Source organism: Paenibacillus sp. DMB20 (genome assembly GCF_000987955.1).
Lineage (GTDB): Bacteria > Bacillota > Bacilli > Paenibacillales > Paenibacillaceae > Paenibacillus_AQ.
The window spans coordinates 409,022-422,292 of sequence record NZ_LAZU01000021.1 but is presented as its reverse complement, the minus strand read 5'-3'; the positions used below and the strand labels follow the sequence as shown (position 1 = coordinate 422,292).

At 53.5% G+C, this 13,271-nt stretch carries 11 protein-coding genes; 4 read left to right on the top strand and 7 right to left on the bottom strand.

Features of this window, described 5'->3' with window-relative positions; genetic code table 11:
- Positions 1–16 precede the first annotated feature (16 nt).
- From XI25_RS09135 to XI25_RS34440, 3 genes are all read right to left on the bottom strand, one after another.
- Complete coding sequence (locus XI25_RS09135) at positions 17–3,727, bottom strand: glycosyl hydrolase family 18 protein (protein WP_046678282.1); 3,711 nt, start codon at positions 3,725–3,727, stop codon at positions 17–19.
- Positions 3,728–4,179: 452 nt separating this feature from the next.
- Entirely contained in the window at positions 4,180–5,496 is a 1,317-nt protein-coding gene (locus XI25_RS09125) for a tetratricopeptide repeat protein (protein ID WP_235439773.1), read from the bottom strand.
- A complete protein-coding gene (locus XI25_RS34440; RefSeq protein WP_235439772.1) occupies positions 5,454–6,143 on the bottom strand; it encodes a tetratricopeptide repeat protein in 690 nt (229 codons plus the stop codon). Before XI25_RS34440 ends, XI25_RS09125 begins: the two co-directional genes overlap by 43 nt.
- A gap of 277 nt (positions 6,144–6,420) precedes the next feature.
- Here XI25_RS34440 and XI25_RS09120 point away from each other — a divergent pair, with 277 nt between their 5' ends.
- The 4 genes from XI25_RS09120 to XI25_RS09105 are packed head-to-tail and all read left to right on the top strand — an operon-like array spanning position 6,421 to position 9,390.
- On the top strand, positions 6,421–7,044 hold the full coding sequence (locus tag XI25_RS09120) for a TetR/AcrR family transcriptional regulator (protein WP_046678280.1): 624 nt from the start codon (positions 6,421–6,423) through the stop codon (positions 7,042–7,044).
- The gene (locus tag XI25_RS09115) at positions 7,041–7,895 is read left to right on the top strand and encodes an ABC transporter ATP-binding protein (RefSeq protein ID WP_046678279.1); all 855 of its coding nucleotides are present in this window, start codon (positions 7,041–7,043) and stop codon (positions 7,893–7,895) included. Before XI25_RS09120 ends, XI25_RS09115 begins: the two co-directional genes overlap by 4 nt.
- A complete protein-coding gene (locus XI25_RS09110) occupies positions 7,892–8,662 on the top strand; it encodes a fluoroquinolone export ABC transporter permease subunit (RefSeq protein ID WP_046678278.1) in 771 nt (256 codons plus the stop codon). Before XI25_RS09115 ends, XI25_RS09110 begins: the two co-directional genes overlap by 4 nt.
- Positions 8,659–9,390, top strand: coding sequence for a hypothetical protein (locus tag XI25_RS09105; protein ID WP_046678277.1), 732 nt, complete (start codon positions 8,659–8,661; stop codon positions 9,388–9,390). Before XI25_RS09110 ends, XI25_RS09105 begins: the two co-directional genes overlap by 4 nt.
- A 639-nt stretch (positions 9,391–10,029) precedes the next feature.
- Here XI25_RS09105 and XI25_RS09100 read toward each other — a convergent pair.
- The 4 genes from XI25_RS09100 to XI25_RS09085 all read right to left on the bottom strand — a co-directional run bounded on the left by XI25_RS09100 (position 10,030) and on the right by XI25_RS09085 (position 13,242).
- The gene (locus XI25_RS09100; RefSeq protein WP_046678434.1) at positions 10,030–11,109 is read right to left on the bottom strand and encodes an ABC transporter ATP-binding protein; all 1,080 of its coding nucleotides are present in this window, start codon (positions 11,107–11,109) and stop codon (positions 10,030–10,032) included.
- 18 nt (positions 11,110–11,127) lie between these two features.
- The gene (locus XI25_RS09095; RefSeq protein ID WP_046678276.1) at positions 11,128–11,931 is read right to left on the bottom strand and encodes an ABC transporter permease; all 804 of its coding nucleotides are present in this window, start codon (positions 11,929–11,931) and stop codon (positions 11,128–11,130) included.
- Positions 11,928–12,704 carry an ABC transporter permease gene (locus XI25_RS09090; protein ID WP_046678275.1) on the bottom strand — a complete coding sequence of 259 codons (777 nt, stop codon included), beginning with the start codon at positions 12,702–12,704 and terminating at the stop codon, positions 11,928–11,930. Before XI25_RS09090 ends, XI25_RS09095 begins: the two co-directional genes overlap by 4 nt.
- Before the next feature lie 208 nt (positions 12,705–12,912).
- Positions 12,913–13,242 carry a thioredoxin family protein gene (locus XI25_RS09085; RefSeq protein WP_046678274.1) on the bottom strand — a complete coding sequence of 110 codons (330 nt, stop codon included), beginning with the start codon at positions 13,240–13,242 and terminating at the stop codon, positions 12,913–12,915.
- Positions 13,243–13,271 lie beyond the last annotated feature (29 nt).

Here is a 13,271-nt window from a genome sequence, read left to right as displayed (position 1 = left end):
CCATGCCCTTTTGTGCTCAATCCGTTAAACCAATGGCTCGTAGCATTCTAATGACGGTTACGGCCGTTTGCGCTCTCGTTACATTCATTTCGGGAGCGATTTTGTCAGGCGTTACGCCGAGAATGATTTTTTTCTCTGCCATCAGCGCCAGGGAAGCTTTCGCGTACAAGGCAATTTCCGCCCGGTCTTTAAACTTCGCCAGCGATGCGAAATCGGCATCGTTGGTAGCGCCGGCATATTTCATGGCGTTAGCCAGAAGCACGGCCAACTCCTGCCGTGTCAGCAAGGCTTCCGGATCGAACCTGTCCCCCGTCCTGCCTTGAATGAGCCCTGCGGCTTTGGCAGCCGCGATTTCTTTGGCGTATTTCGTCCCGGTTCCCACATCCTTAAAGCTTGAGCCGCTGCCGTCAGGGATGATGCCAAGACCCCGAACGATCATGGATACAATCTCCGCCCGCGTGATCTGCTGACTTCCCCCAAAGGAATTCGGCTGTTCCCCGAATGAGATGAGTCTGGCTGCAGCCTGCGCCACCTCCTCTATGGCCCATGCGGCCTTAACATCATTGAAAATGATACGGTTCTCGGCCAGTGCGTAAAGGCCGCCGGCCGTTTTCTTCAGCTCCGCGATGGCCTTGCCGTTCGGACCGGACTTGAATAATGTCGGTACCGAACGAAGCTCGCCCGAACCAGGGACATGGATCATTCCTGCCGTGCGTTTCGCAAGGAACGACTTGGGATCGAGAGCGATAAACTCGCTGACGTAAAATTTGCCGAAATGCTTTAGCTCTTGAACGGTTTTATCGCCATGGATCCGTTCAATCTTAAACAAGGTCGGATTCGACAATACTTTTTTGCCTTTGAGCAAAGCGGTCATAATCTCAACGTCTTTATCGGCAGGAACGCCGATGGATATTTTGATTGCGCCTTCTCCGGAAATCAATGCTGCCGGTATGCGATGCTCGGTTCCGTTTACGATGACGGACAAGCTGGCTTGCGCGCCTTTATTCGCAATCGCGGTTATGACTCCCTGCGGAATATTCACCTCCAAATGCTTCACGCCGTCTCCGGCTTCAATCTTGAAATTGGAGGAATCCGTTCCCTTAATCTGCTTGACGGCCGCATCCTCCGCCAGGCTTACGACGGTTGTATCGGCCTGCTTTACGATGTTCGCATCCAGCTGATCCTTGCCTTTTGTCGGCTGCGGTTGCGGTTGTGGCTGCGGCTGCGGCGTACCGCCCGTTCCGCCGGAACCGCCGCCCGTGCTGCCGCCCGGATCGGTTGGCGCGGATGTCGTCATCGCGCTCAGCTCTTCCGATGCCATGGACACCTTCTGAATGTCATTACCCGTTTTGGTTACGGCAAGCAGGTGTATCTTGTAGGTTTGGCCAGGGTCCAGGGAAGTCACCGTATAAGAGGTTCCTGCCGTCGCCCCTACCATGGCCTTATCCACGTAAATCTCGTACTCCGTCGCATCCTTGACCGGCTCCCATCGGATCTGAAGCGAGTTCGCCGTCCTGGACGCCAACGCCGGACGTTTCGGAGCCGGCAGCGCGGATGCGTTTGCCTCTCCGTGAATCGGCAGATCTTGGGCGAGCTGGGTTGTGAGCGTCCGGTTGCGGTCGCCGCTGATTTCCCAGCTCATTACGCCCGCAATGTCAAGCGATTTCACCAACGAAGCGGTGTACATCATCGTGGTTTTGTCATTGTACGTAATAAAAACCTTCTTCTCGTCATTGTACAGGTACGGCGTCTTGGCTGCCTCATTCCAATAGCGCACGTAACCGTTCTTGTTCACGTAATTGTTCTCAAGATCGGTATAATCAAAATTATTAACCTCGCCCCAAGTCCCCGGAATGGCCTCGGCGCAAGTCCGGTACTCCCCGGTTGGCGGACAGCCGCCCCAACCCTTGCCGTAGAAAGGGATGCCCGCAACCAGTTTGTAGGCCGGAACGCCGCCGGTCAGATGGCCGTTCAAGCCTCCCAGTACATGGTTGCGCTTGGCGCTTGATTTCGGATGCTTGCGGTCATAAAAAAGCGGTGCATTGTGATGGGCCAACACCTCCCAATTTCCGCTGTAATCGTAAGTCATGATGTTGACAAAATCGAGATATCGCACCGAACGCGTTAGATCCGCATTGACGACGAAATTATCGCCCTGTGCCGATGCGATCGTGAGCAGATAATATTTGCCGTCCTCGGAGCCTGCCGCATCCAAGGCTTCGCGCACGGTTTTCATCAGCAGCGTAAAATTCTCCCTGTCTTCAGGCCCTCTGGAATTATTCGTGTCTCCCCCCTCCACAGGGTATTCCCAATCGATATCCAGTCCATCCAGCCGGTATTCCCTCAGGAAGTCCACGGCCGAGTTCGCGAAGGTCCGCCGGGTTTCCTCCGTTTTTGCCATATTGGAGAAATTTTTGGACCAGGACCATCCGCCCACCGAAACCATCAGCTTCAGATGCGGATTTCGCTCTCGGATCGATACGAGCGAGCTCATATTGTCGAAATCGAGTTCGGGATCGCCGATGACGATCTCGCCGTCGTAAACATAATCCTTCTGCAGCGGAATATCCGGATTCTCGCAGTCCCTGCCCGTGGTGCCGTATTTCTTCCAGCATATATCCGCAAACGCATAGTTAATATGAGTGATCTGCGAAACATCCACGTCGGTCGGTTTGAAATTTCGGTCGCTGCCGGCCGACCAGGAAGTGTAATAAGTGATGTTATTGTAATTGCCGCCCGACACGACGGACACCGGTTCGCTTTCCGCGGATGTCCAGAGACTGTTTTTGGCGACGATACGGTACGCGTAGGTTCTGCCTTCCTTCAGTCCTTTGACTGCAAAGCGGCTCTCATCCGTGTTTCCGATCTTCGTTCCGTCCTGGTAAATGTCATAATCCGTGGCACCCGGAACAGGAGCCCAGCCTAGCGATGCGGCGGTCCGGGTGGCGGTGATGACCTGCAGTCCTTCCGGAGGGCTTAGCTCACCCCATGTAAGCGTTACCGAATTACTTTTGGCGGAAGCGGGGTTCGGAGGATTTTGGGCTCCTACCTCGAACGTATAAGTTTTTCCGGTTTCCAGTGGGGCATACGTGATGCTTGTTACGGAATTTTCCCACGTTCCTCCCTTCCAGCTTCCGTTGACGTAGAGGTCGTATCCCGTGGCTCCGGGGCTGGATCCCCAGTTCAAGGTAACCGAATCCCCGGTAACTTCCGTCACTTTCAAATGACTTGGCGGAGTAAGAGGAGCTTCTTTATATTCGCTGGTGTCTTTGGTTGTGGTAAACTCAAGAACATTGCTTTTATGCTCCTTTCCGGCGTCATGATTCCAAGTGATGTAGATCCGGTAGGTGGTTTCCGGGGATAAGCCCGTAACGGAACGGGTCCACAAGTTGCCCCAGGTGATCCAACCGTTCGTGTCGGCATTCCAAACCTGAATGTCGTTACTTCCTTCCACGAAATCCCAAGCGAATTTGGCTTGATTATGGGACACGCTTTCCAATCTCAAATTCCCGGGCGCCAGCGGATCCTGCGGATCTCCGTAGGTCGATTCCGTGGCGGAAGCCGGAGCAGCCTCCGGGGCTGAAGAAATTCCCGCGGACGGAAGCAGGGCCGAATCGTTCCCTGCCGCATGGGACGGGGAAATATTCAGAAGCGGGCTAAGAATCAGGATCGCTATCAGAAAACATGACAACCATTTAACATAAGTTTTATGTATCCAAGAATTCATCAGTTTCACCTCAATTCAAGTTATGGCTCTTTGCAAATACAGTGTTGAACGACAAACCCGTCCCCCGCTTGAAAGCGGTTACCATTTAATGGTCGTTCCATGCCTTTTTCGCATCTTAAAGGGTAAATTGAAAGGTTAAGCTTTTCCCTCCCTTCCCTAAAATTCGAATCTTGTTTCTTTATATTTTAAAAATCACTAATTTCATCATGAAACTTGGTTTAACAAATAGGAAGGGGGATATTTTTGCAAAGAGGGGATAAAATCGGATGATTTGATCAGGAATTGCCTCCCTGCCGATTTATCCAAGGCTTCGCTTCCCAAGGAATGAATCGATTTAGCGCAAGAAAAACGGGCCCGCTTTTGTCGTAAGGCGGGCCCGTTTTCCGTCATGAAAACATCGTTATCGCAAAGAATATTCCATTTTCCGTTTGGATGCGTTGAAACCATGTGGATCAGGACAGGTAGATCTGGTGTCCGTACATCCCGGTCAGCCTTTCGACAGCCCGGTCGAGAACAGACTCGTCAAAGCCGTCCAAGGTTTCGATCGCCTTGATCTTATCCGCAGCCGGCATCTCCTTGTCAAGATGCAGGCTCCAATTGACGATGTTTTGCACGGCGTCCTCCGATTCAAACTGTTCGAAATAAATATGCGCCTTGTAGAGATAGCTTTCCGCATGCTCGGGAATCGCGCTCAGAACCTGGTCGAAAGCCTCAAGGGCCGCATCCTCCTCATTGTCCTTATAAAGGATCTGACCCAATCGGTAATAGGCTCCGGGGTGTCCGGGCTGAAGTTCAAGGAATTTAAGCACATCCATTCTGGCGTTTGCATAGTCCTTCATGGCCAGGTAGATTCCGCTGCGAAGACTGTACAGTCCCGCGTAACCGGCATCCAGCTCAAGCCCGGCGGTACAATCGGACAACCCCCGGTCCAACTGCTCGGTCTCATAAAAACAGCCTGCCCGGAACTCATACAACCTTGGGTTGCCGGGGCTTGCATGGATAGCCTTCGTGTAAGCGTCAATGGCCAAATCCCACATCCCCATCTCCTTATAAATATGGCCGCTCGCGGCCAAATAAGTCGGGTGAAGCTCGAATTCGGGATCCAGCGACACGGCTTTTTGCAGCTCCAGCAAAGCTTCTTCATTCTTGCCCTGCAAATACAGAACGTAGCTCTTCTTGTTATGGATTTCGGAGGCGTCGCTTAGCTTTAAAGCATCGTCCAGCGCTTTTTCCGCAGAAGGCAGGTCATAGGACTCGATCAAAATATCGGCCCGCTGCGTATAGTTCGCCGGATCATCGTTTTCAAGCTCAAGCAGCTTGTCGTTCAGGCGGATAGCCTCCTCATTTTGGCCCATTCGGTAGTGGCAGTCGGCCATCCAATAGCATACGAGAGGCGATTCCGGCTGTCTTCGGTACAGTTTCGCGATCGCCTCGGCGGCTTTCTCCTCTGAGCCTTCCTCCCGGTAAAGGCGGGCCAGCTCGAAATAGGAACGAAACTCGTCGGGATTCTGGTGGATGGCAAGCTCCAGGTCTTCCTTCGCTTGATGGAGCCTTCCCCAGGCGGCATAAATTTCGGCCCGCTTTAAATAAAGCTCCACGGCGCCGGGATATTTCTCAAGCCCCCGGGATGCCGCAGCGGCTCCTTTTTCATATTGCCCCAATTGCAAATACAAATCGGCAAGCAGCCTACGGAACGAGAACGTTTCCTTCATCTGCCGCTGAAAGGTCATGAACGCGCCGTAGCTGTAATATGTGCTCGCATTAAACAAGGCGTAGCCTGATCCGGCTCGGCTTCGTACCGGTCGGCCAGCTCGACTCCTTGAAGAAGCGCCGTTAAAGCCTCTTGAACCTGGTCCGTCATGTCCAGGCATCTAGCCAGCATGAAATAATACATCGGAATCGTTCGTTCGGGAATTTTGATGCTTTCCCTGAAGCATTGAACCGCTTCCGCGGGATTTCCGTTCTCGTAATAGGTCATCCCCAGTTCATAGTAGGTGGAGATCACCGTGTCCTGGTCCTCTCTCCGGATCGATTCCTTCAAATCACGGACGGCCTCGTCATATTTTCCAAGATCCTTGTAGGCAATCCCTCTGGTATACCAGGTCAAATAATGATCGCTATTGATGGCAATGGCCTCGTTGAGATCGAGTATTGCTTCTTCCTCGCGGTCCAAATCCCGCAAAATGTGGGCCCGGCGCTCATAGGCCCTGGCGGCGCCTTTCTGCTCGATGACTTGCCCCAGATAAGCGATCGCCTCCTCGGATTGGCCTGCATGATGGAGCAGCTCCGCGTAATCGATCTGGTCGTTCAAAGACACGATGGCCTTCCGGCCTTTCGTCATATATCTGAGCGCCTTCTCCAGGTCTTGTTTTTTGCGGTAACGGCTCCCCAGCTTCAGCCACATTCTGTCAACCAAAAACATTCCTCTTCACCCTTTAAATTTATATGTACAGACCCCGGCGCTTCCTATAATAACTTATTCGCTCACTCTCGCCCCGGCAGAAAACAATGCGAAAATAGACGCCTCCGTTACGTCGTACCTCCTATTTTGGACTATAAGAGGAGGAATTGTCCAGCGGTTAAGCCGGGCAGTTGCTCCCGGTCGCAGACATTGACAAAAATCGCCTTTTGCATTTTAATTATGAATATAAAATAAAATTATTCACGAATTCATGATTGGAGCGTGAACAAGAATGCCCCGGTTCAACGAACAGGAAAAGGCAAAAATCCGTCTGGATCTGCAGCAAAAAGGCAAGCATTTATTTTCCGTATTCGGATTAAAAAAAACAAGCATCGCCGACTTGACGAAAGCGGCCGGCATTGCCCAAGGCACGTTCTATCTGTTCTATTCATCCAAAGAGGAACTGTATTTTGAGCTGGTGGAGCAGGAAGAAGAGGCTATTCGCGGACAGCTGGGCGAAGCTTATTTTAGCGGCGCTCCCCTCACGCGTGAAAGCTTTAAGCAATTTCTGCGGGATTCGCTCGAGACGATGGAATGCAATCCCTTTCTAAGGCAGCTGTACGATGAAGAGCTCATGGAAGCCTTATTCCGCAAACTTCCTGCCGACAAGCTGGAAACCCACTTCGCCAAGGATGCCGACGACCTGCTGCCCGTGATTCAGGAGGGGCAGCGCGAGGGTTGGATACGGTCGCGCGATCCCGAAGCCATCGTCAGTTTGATCCGCTCGTTCATTTTGCTCTCCCTGCAAAAGCATCTGATCGGGAGTGAACGGTACCGCGAGACGATGGAGCTGTTCATCGATTTGATTGCGGACGGACTTATCATCGAACGCCCTTCCGAGGAGGTAGAGAAATGATCGACGTCAAGGAGCTTCGCTTCCGTTACCCGGGTCATAGGCTTTACACGCTGAAAGGCTTGAATTTTCATATTCCCCAAGGTGAAATATTCGGATTTCTCGGACCCTCCGGAGCGGGAAAGAGCACGACCCAGAAAATTCTGATCGGCATGCTGAAGCAGTACGAAGGCAGTGTCAGCATTTTTGGGAAACAGCTGAAGGAGCACGGCCGGGATTATTACAACTCCATTGGCGTGGCCTTTGAATTCCCCAACTTCTACAGCCGGTTTACGGCGCTTGAAAACCTGAACCTGTTCCGGTCCTTGTATGACGTTCCCACGGAGGAGCCCGAAAATCTGCTTGCGCAGCTGTCGCTATCGGAATACGGCCGGACCAAAGTGTCCGACTTTTCCAAAGGGATGAAAATGAGGCTGAACTTATGCCGTGCTCTGATGCATCGGCCGGACATTTTGTTTCTTGACGAACCCACCTCGGGGCTCGATCCCGTGAATGCAAGCACCGTAAAAGACATCATTTTGCAGCAGAAGGCACTGGGAAAAACGGTCATTCTGACAACCCATAACATGTTTGCCGCCGAGGAGCTCTGCGACAGGGTCGCTTTTATTGTGGATGGGGAAATCAAGCTGGTCGACGCGCCGCGGGAGCTTAAGGTGAGGGAGGGCAAAAAAGCGGTGACGGTGGAGTATAGGGAAGGAACGACGCTCAGGCGGGCGGATTACCAACTGGACGGCATAGCGGATAACGAAGCGTTTCAGGACCTGCTGCGGGGCGGCTCCATTGAGACGATCCACACGCAGGAAGCGACGCTGGACCAGCTGTTTATTCGGGTCACGGGGAGAACGCTGACATGAAGCAACCGGCCGGAACCCCTATAACCGTTTCACGGCTTCGTCTATCCGGCTTGAGGCGATTTGCCCGCACATGGAAACAGGATGTCAAGCTTCAGCTGCGGCATCATTTTTATTCGGCTTATGCGCTGATCAGCCTTGCCTATCTTGTACTGCTGCATATGATCCCCGAGAATCAGCGGGCGGTGTGGAGCATACTGCTGACGTTTTCGGATCCAAGCATGCTCGGTTTCTTTTTTATCGGCGGCCTCATTCTTCTCGAAAAAGGGCAGCAGCTCCACGATACCCTGTTTGTCACGCCCTATTCGCCCGCGGCCTACATCTGGTCGAAGACGCTCTCCCTGACATGCCTGTCCTTGGCGAGCAGTCTGGCGATTCATGCAGGGACGTTCGGTTTTCACCGGAACATGGTCATTCTCATTGCGGCTGTTGTGCTGACCTCCGTTTTCTTCACTTTGGCGGGGCTCGGCGTAGCCGCGCGCTGCCATACCATAAACGGATTTTTCTTCTTGTCGGCCCTTGTATCCGCCGTCCTGGTAGTGCCGGTTCTGGGCACGCTCGGGATTTTGCCGGGCAAAATTTTCATGCTGTTTCCCGCTGGCGCATCGCTTCTCCTGCTCCAATCGGTTTTTGAGCCGGCCCCTTCTCTAGCCGAAATGATGTTGGCGTTTATCAATCTGATTTTATGGATCGGTCTTGCCTTCATCTGGGCTCACCGTTCGGTGTTATGTTTATTATGGGGTTTGAACAAAGGAGGGGACCGTTTATGAACCGAGCTGTACAAATGCTGGGGCGCGATCTGAAACAGGTCGGGCGCGATCCGATGCTCGTTTTTATCACGGTCGCCCCTTTCCTGCTGGTGCTGGCGCTAAAGTACGGCGTGCCCTTCCTCTCTTCTCTTCTGCTCGCTGCCGATTTCCGGCTGTCGGACCATTACGGCATCCTGTACGGAACCTCCATCCTGCTTGTCCCGCTTGTGATCGGCGTGATGGCCGGACTCATGATGCTTGATGAAAGGGACGAGCAGCTCATTGCCTATTATTCGGTCACTCCGCTCACGCAAAAGGGATATTTTGTGCACCGGTTGACGCTGCCGACGCTGTTGTCCGGCTTTTATGTCATCCTGGCCTTCTATATGGCCGATTTTTCCTCCTGGTCTCCGCTTCAGTATGGCTTGGCTCTGCTCATGCTCCTGATGGAGGGACCGATCATGGCATTGCTGCTTGTTGCTTTCGCCTCCAACAAAGTGGAGGGGCTTGCAGTATCCAAAATGGGGGGGCTGATGGTGTTTATCCCTGTGCTCGCCTACTTGATCCCTGAGCCATGGTCATGGGGAGCGGCCGCATTGCCGACCTATTGGGTCGCTCGCCTGTTTGCGCCGCCGGTCGGCATGCCGTGGAATGAAGCAAAGCTGATTGGGATCGGGCTCATCGGGATAGCCGTTCACCTCGTTTATCTCGGGTGGTTGTTTAAGCGGTATGTACGCCGGATAGCCTAGAGCCCGCGTTAACGAGACAGGTACAAAAAAGGAACCTCGAAGTGAGATTCCTTTTTTTGGGGGGCGAGGAGGTCGCCAGGGCGTCAGAGCGTGGGTGCAGGCAACCCTGCTCGCGACTTAGGGAGGGCGGCCCTCGCTAGGGCGTGGGGTACGCGCCGGCAACCCTGCTATGCAATACGTCGTGGCGGCAGCGTCAGGGCATAGGGGTGCAGGCATGTGACACACGTTCCGCTATTTGATCAAAAATCCCTATTTGGGCAAGTTATCGGACAGAGGTTCCGTTATTAGGCGAAAAACAGAGAAAAATGCACCTAAACGCCAAGATAACGGAACCACGGTCCGTTAATTTTTTTTTACTCGCTCCAGATGCAAAATAACGGGACGCAGGTCCATAAAGCAGATTTGTGCAACCCAACTAGGCTGCCTTCACTAAGGCTCACTTGAAAAACTCACTTTAAGCCCTGAAAAACACGGTCTACTTCATCGCATCCCCACGGGATCTCAACGCTAGTCTACCTCACCATCATCTTCATCGGCTCTGACCACTTTATCTACCTCACCAACATCTCGACCGGCTCCCATCGTTAGATCTACTAAAACACATTTCCAAGGACACCTTTAGTTCCTCTTTCAAGCCCATTAATACACCTTATGTATAATGTCCTCAAAATCCGGGTCCTTCATGTCGATATCGTCCAACTCTCCCCAACTGCCCAACTCCTTCATCACGTCCAGCGTGTTGATTTCGCTGCGGTTGGCCTCCACCGTTACCATGTTCCCCGTTATGCCGACGACGCGGATCGGCAGGCGGCGGAGGTTCGTATCCCGTTCCACGGCGGAAGCGGCTGAAGAGGTCGCAGCCGTGGCGGCGAGCGCAACGGCAGCTGAGCTAGTGGATAAAGCCTCTTCCGCCGCTGCTCCGTAGACCTCCGGTACTTGAAACGCGCCCCGGTAGGTGACGGTAATCAGGCTTGGGAGCCCGATCGTATCCCTGAGCGATTGAATCGTCCCGTCATAGGTCAGGCCTCCGTTGTTGATGACCATGACGCGGCTGCACAGCTGCTCGATGTCATCCATGTCGTGGGTGGTCAGCAGCACCGTCTTGCCGAAGTCCTTGTTCAGCAGCGTCAAAAACTCGCGAATGCTCCGTTTGGCGTTGACGTCCAGGCCGATGGTCGGCTCATCCAGAAACAAGAGCTCAGGGTCATGCAGCATCGCCGCGGCGAGGTCCGCGCGCATGCGCTGCCCGAGCGACAGCTTCCGCACGGGCGTTTCCCAGAACGAGCGCAAATCCAAAAGCTCTGCAAACTGATCGAGTCTGCGTCTCTTTTCGGATTCGTCCACGCCGTACATCTTGGCCAGAATATCATACGAGTCTTTAACCGGCAGATCCCACCACAGCTGGCTTCGCTGGCCGAACACGACCCCCACGTTTTTGACGACCGCGCGGCGTTCCTTATGCGGATTTCTCCCGCGGATCAGCACCTCGCCGGACGTGGGATGCAGGATGCCCGACAGCATCTTGATCGTGGTCGATTTACCGGCCCCGTTCGGGCCGATATAGCCGAGGAACTCTCCCGGCTCTACCTGAAAGCTGATGCCCCGCACCGCCTCCTTGGTTTTGTATTCCCTGGAAAAAAGCGTCCGCAGGCCGGAGAAACGGCCCTCCTTGACGACAGGCGTCTTAAACTCCTTGCGTACGTCGCGAACTTCAATCATCATGGTCCGTTCCTCCTTCTAACTTCCGGCACTTTGGTATTTGGTGATGCCGAATTTCCAAAATCTTAAACTTAAAGCCAGACTGATCCCTGCGGCGGCTGCCGTGGCGATGAACACCCAGGGGCCAAGCTCCCCGTGCAAAATATATAACGACGGTACGTAATTGACAAAACCGACCGGGACAACGACGAGCAGCAGGCCTTTCATCCAATTCGGATACAGGCTCAGGGGATAACGGACCGCCGTGCCGGCCGCATCTTCCGTAAGGTTCTGGAGCTCGCTGATGCGCGTCGTCCAAAAGCCGCAGGTTGCGGTCGCAAGTCCGATCGAGAACAGGATCACCGCTCCCGTAAGAATGATGAACAAGGTTTGCGGAATCGCGGTCCAGCCCGCCTGTCCGCTGCCGATAATGCCGCCAAGGGACCACACCAGCAGAAACCCGCCTTGAAGAACTTCGCCGAGCATGATCCGGAAATTTTGCGGCATGAGCGCAAGCAGGACGGGCATCGGCCGGGTCAGCAGCTGGTCAAGCTCTCCGTTTACGAGATATTTTTCAAGATGATGCACTTCGTCCGCAAACGTCCGGTACAGCGTTTTGGACAGCGTCATCACCGCAAACAAATAACCGACCTCGTACATGGACCAGCCTTGAATGGCCCCGAATTTATACAGCACGATCGCAACCATGAGAAACTCGGAAATTTGGATGAGCGCAGCCAGGAACGAGGCCAGAATAAAGTTGAACTTGTACTGCATCCGGCTTTTGATGCTCGTGCGGATCAGCAAGCCGTATAATGATATCCAGGATTTTACCGAAGTCATCCGCCCTGCACCTCCACCTTCCGCCGCAAAAAGCCGGTCGCGAGCAAGCAGGCAAGCGTCAGCAGGAGACACCAAAACAACGTTCCCCACAAGGCGGAGACGCTGCCCAAACCGAGATAAAAACGTGTCGGCACATACAGCAGATAAGGATACGGCGACAGCCAAGCGATGTTCTGAAGCCAGCCGGGAAGCCATTCGATCGGGATGAAAAATCCGGCGAGCAGGTTAATCATGGCATGGTTGCCCCAATAAAGCCATGACGATTCCGTCGTCCACAAAGCGGACGCGCCGATGAGATAGTTGATGCAGATCGATAAATAGGCGGCTCCAGCCAAGGCCATGGCTGCGTAAAGAAGGGAAGAAGCTTGATCGGGAAGAGATAGCGAGAAAACGAAGAAATACACCAGATAGATCGGGATGGATTTGTACACGAACTGGTAGGCGATCTGCCCCCACTCCCTGGCCATCAAATGGCTGAACAGGTGCACGGGACGCATCAGGTCAAGCGAAATATGCCCGGTCCTGACGGATTGGGGAATGCCTAGACCGTTCGTAAGGAAGCTTGAAACCCACAGCGCCGATTGGGTAAAAGCGATGTAGCTCACCATTCCCTGCGTACCGTATTCCCCGAGCGAGTAGTCGGCCCCGAGTCCGATCCAGATGCTGGCGTACAGGAATCCGAACATGGCGCTAGCGATGTTGTGGATCATGTGCGCGCCCCGGTACTGCAAATTCCGGGCATAGGCTTTGGAAGCCAGCGTGAAATAAAGCATGTGACACCTCCGATAAGTTGTTTGGACGGCGGACCCGCCCACTTCAGACAAGGCGAAAATGAGAGAAGGACAATAGCATACCAAATGATTCCACGGCAGGCAAGATATATTTTGGGTTAATTTTATATCGACACAAAAAAACACCGGAAACGGGAACCATGCCCCTCTCTCCGGCGTTACGGCTTAAACTGCCGATTTCGTCTTTATTTTACGGCACTCTCAACATTTCCTCGTACTGCGTCAATACACGATCCAGCTCATCAAAGCGGACAAAGCGCGCGATGCGGTAAACTTCCTTGCCCTGGAAAAAAAGGATCACCGTCGGCGCGGAAAGCGCCAGAAACGCCGAGGCCGTGTCGGGCGCATCTTCCATGTATGCATAAATGCCCGTCACGTTCGGGCGCGATTCCAGCATAAGAGACACCTTGACCTCTACCGATTCGCACACGCCGCACTGTCCGGTTTTGATGATGAGCAAAACGAGCGGTTCGCCCTCCAGCACCCGGTTGATTTCCGCAAGCGATTTTAATTGCCTCATTTCTTGATCCCCCGCTCCAAAGTTGACTG